The following is a 2,970-nucleotide window of genomic DNA, read 5'->3' on the forward strand; positions in this document are numbered from 1 at the left end:
TTAATATTAACTTCAAAAACATAGAGATATGGAAACAATTACTTTGCAACGAATGGGAATTAATTACAATGGTTACACTGTTTATAAGGATGATATGGGAAATCATTTTTTTGATTTATCGCTGTCACCACAAAGTAACCCAACAACATTATACAAGGCATGCCCAGCCGATGACATGGACGGTGAAGCAGGTTTTGAGTTGAAGCGAAACTTTGTTATTACAAATCCTTATACTGAAAAGGATATAAGAGAGTACAATTGTAGAGGTAAATATATGATGCTTTCAAAAATATATCATGATTTGATTGCATACCTTGGGAAGACTGGTAACGAAGAGCAAGATAGACAGGATTGTCGCTACCATAACGATAAACATGGTCTATGGGGAAACTCCATAGAGGAAACTATCGAGGAGTTGAAAAGACGTTGGGACATAATCCCAGAGGACTTGAAACCGCAATGGTGTACAATCGAAGATATTACTACATTAGAGCAAAAGGCAATGACTATGAGTTTATAACAGCCTAAATGGAATGTGCCAATCCTGACACATTCCATCTTTTTACGTGATTTGAATTGTATTTTTAATTTTTTAATGTTATATTTGCAAGATGAAAAAGGAATTTGGTAAATGGCTGATGGATATAGCTAAGTACATCACCACAGCTGTTATACTAAGCTCTATGATAGGTGACATAAGAGAAAAGGGGTATTTGTATTCTATTGCTTTCATTCTCGTCGCTGTATCGCTTGGATGGGGATTATACTTGATTAGGGACAAACAAAAGAAAGGGAAATAGTATGAACGCAGGAATTTTAATGATGATTTTCGTCATCGCAATAGCTAATATTGGCGGAATGTATTTCTACATTCAGGACAAGAGAAATCTAAAGCATAAATAAATACTTTGAGGGAACATTTAGGAGGGAATTTCCCTCCTTTTTTTATACTCTTTTTGTCGGTGGGGCTTATCGCCCCACACCCTATCCGAGGTTATCTACAGTCTCTATTTCTTTTGTTTATACTATTTATCTTAAATTTATTGGTATCGCTTTTATTTTCAGATCTTACTTCCGCAGAAAAATTGTATACAAGGTTTTCTGTTGACCTATCAAAACACGCTATCGCAAGTTTTGAATTTCTAACTTTCCCTTAGCGTTTTCTAATAACCCTCCTGTGTAGCCAGTGTTCTGCAAATCATTAGGAACGCATGTTTCTCATATAGGCTTTTCCTTTCTTCCTTACAGAACACAGGCTACACAGAAACCCTTAAAACAGTCTGTGCTGTTTTAATCCCATGAAAACCACAGTCTCATGTTCTACCAAACATTTCGACAGAGATTTTCAAGGGACTTCGGGAGAGCGGTATGGCAGAGACTTAACAGGCACAGCCGATTGTTCTATTTGGATTTACTTCCCTTTCCCTATATTACTCTATATACTTATACTCCTATTGACGTATTCTAATATTGTTGTTTAGTCATATTCTTATATATACTTCAATACGCCCATACGCCCATGCAGATAGCCTTGCAGACATTTATTCATAAGGTTGCCCCTTCTTTAAGTCTCCCTTTTGTATTGTTGTACAGCTTTCTTTTCTTTACCGTCTTGTTATAAGAATCGTTTTGCTTTTTCTCTCTGACAGCGTATCTTTAGTGGCAATACTTTTTTGAGGTATTTCTTGCTGTTCTTGGAGTGGCTCTCTTCTCATTTCTTTTTATTCTCTTGTACTTCATTCTTTTTTCGGCAGAGATGTCTTATTTGTACTCCTTTCTAGACTTGTGTTCCTGGCTTGACGGTGGTAACATCCTTGTCTTATCCTCCATACTCTGCATGTTCTCTTGACACCTGAAGCAGTGACTGCCTTTTTAGTTTTGGTAGCATCTTTTCATGTACCTTCCACTTCTATCATCCATCTCGTTCTTTATATTTTTCAAATAAGCTGACATTCATTTTCCTTTGCAAAGTTAGCGCAAGCGGTGTTCTGCAAGGGTCGCCTCTGGGCTTGCCTCGTGATTTTTTTCAAGTTTTTGGGGTGCGGTTGCTCCTGATCCAAAAACTCCATGGTCAAAGATGAAAAAAATAACGGTCATCCCTTGCCTTTGCACACCTTCTCCTTGCCTGCTTCTTTATGCACGTAAAATAAATATCAATTTAAAAAAATAAAGTTATGAACGCAATGAACAATTTTTCAGTTACAGGTTACATCTGCAAAGACGCAGACGTTAAAAACTTCAACAAGGCAGCCATCGCTCGCTTCGGTATCATTATCAAACATTCAGAGCGCAGAGGTAACGAGACGGTAACCGTCTCTTCTATTCTAAGCCTTGAAACATGGGTCAAGAAAGAAGATACAGCTACACTGGAGCTGCTGAAAAAAGGCAAAGAAGTAACTGTCGAGGGCTTTTTCAAGCCAGAGATCTACACCAAGGACGGCAAGAACGTTACGGTTCTTAAGAACATTGCCACAAAGGTTACAGCTTGTGTCAGGAATAAAAAACAAGACGGTCCTAAAGAGGAGAAGAAGAAAAAGAATGCTTAAACAACCTTACCTTAGCAGGGAGATCCTTGAAGAAGGGTCTCTTTTTTTTTGTCTGTAGGTTATCTGTATGGACTTTACCAGGCTTCTTCAGTGGACTTAATTCTATTTCCATGCAAGCACGCTTTCTTAAACCCTCTTATGCCTTTCTTTGAGTGCCATATGGCATCTAATCAGGCATAAGACAGCACAGACCTATGGTCAGAGCTGCTTTGGGAGAGAGGAACCCTGTATACGACAAAGCCTATGGCTTTGTACTTATTGAAAGAAATAGGCACACATCTAAAGATGAGTGCCATTCCTTTATATACCGATGTCTATGCAGCAATACATATATAAGTCTATACGTATATGCACCTATATAATATACCTACGGTACTTTCTCTACTTTACTTTTCCTTTTATCTAAGTTTTCATCTTGTCTCTA

At 37.8% G+C, this 2,970-nt stretch carries 4 protein-coding genes; all 4 read left to right on the plus strand.

The window, feature by feature from the left end:
- Positions 1–28: 28 nt before the first annotated feature.
- The 4 genes from HMPREF9018_RS10420 (at position 29) to HMPREF9018_RS10430 (ending at position 2,546) form a co-directional block, all read left to right on the plus strand.
- Positions 29–520, plus strand: coding sequence for an LPD11 domain-containing protein (locus HMPREF9018_RS10420; protein WP_039864948.1), 492 nt, complete (start codon positions 29–31; stop codon positions 518–520).
- Between the two features lie 91 nt (positions 521–611).
- Entirely contained in the window at positions 612–800 is a 189-nt protein-coding gene (locus tag HMPREF9018_RS10425) for a DUF6722 family protein (protein ID WP_008451428.1), read from the plus strand.
- A gap of 498 nt (positions 801–1,298) precedes the next feature.
- On the plus strand, positions 1,299–1,481 hold the full coding sequence (locus HMPREF9018_RS11060) for a hypothetical protein (protein WP_157794603.1): 183 nt from the start codon (positions 1,299–1,301) through the stop codon (positions 1,479–1,481).
- A gap of 693 nt (positions 1,482–2,174) precedes the next feature.
- Positions 2,175–2,546, plus strand: a complete 372-nt coding sequence (locus HMPREF9018_RS10430; protein WP_039864949.1) for a single-stranded DNA-binding protein — start codon at positions 2,175–2,177, stop codon at positions 2,544–2,546.
- Positions 2,547–2,970 lie beyond the last annotated feature (424 nt).

It is taken from the genome of Prevotella amnii CRIS 21A-A (assembly GCF_000177355.1).
In the GTDB taxonomy this organism is placed as follows: Bacteria; Bacteroidota; Bacteroidia; order Bacteroidales; family Bacteroidaceae; genus Prevotella; species Prevotella amnii.

Excerpts from the sequence above, each read along its gene's own strand:
- HMPREF9018_RS10430 (WP_039864949.1), top strand. The coding sequence starts at position 2,175 with ATGAACGCAATGAACAATTTTTCAGTTACAGGTTACATCTGCAAAGAC.
- HMPREF9018_RS10420 (WP_039864948.1), top strand. The coding sequence starts at position 29 with ATGGAAACAATTACTTTGCAACGAATGGGAATTAATTACAATGGTTAC.
- HMPREF9018_RS11060 (WP_157794603.1), top strand. The coding sequence starts at position 1,299 with ATGAAAACCACAGTCTCATGTTCTACCAAACATTTCGACAGAGATTTT.
- HMPREF9018_RS10425 (WP_008451428.1), top strand. The coding sequence starts at position 612 with ATGAAAAAGGAATTTGGTAAATGGCTGATGGATATAGCTAAGTACATC.